The sequence below is a fragment of the Rhizobium sp. SVR5-2C genome (genome assembly GCF_056755115.1).
The window spans coordinates 1-213 of sequence record NZ_JBNDHT010000720.1; the positions used below are offsets into that span (position 1 = coordinate 1).

The following is a 213-nucleotide window of genomic DNA, read 5'->3' on the forward strand; positions in this document are numbered from 1 at the left end:
TCGTAATACGCGCAATGTCGGCATAGCTGAGATCGAGTGTCTCAGCGAGTACCTCGGCCGTATTCACGACATAGGATCTGTCTCTTATACACATCTCCGAGCCCACGAGACGCGTAGTAATCTGGGGGGGGGGGGGTTGGTTTGGGGGGGGGGGGGGGGGGGGGGGGGGGGGGGGGGGGGGGGGGGGGGGGGGGGGGGGGGGGGGGGGGGGGG

1 pseudogene is annotated in these 213 nt (G+C 69.5%); it reads right to left on the reverse strand.

Features of this window, described 5'->3' with window-relative positions:
• Positions 1-76, reverse strand: a pseudogene (locus ACPYOI_RS37430) (TatD family hydrolase); the annotation flags it as partial.
• Between the last annotated feature and the right edge of the window lie 137 nt (positions 77-213).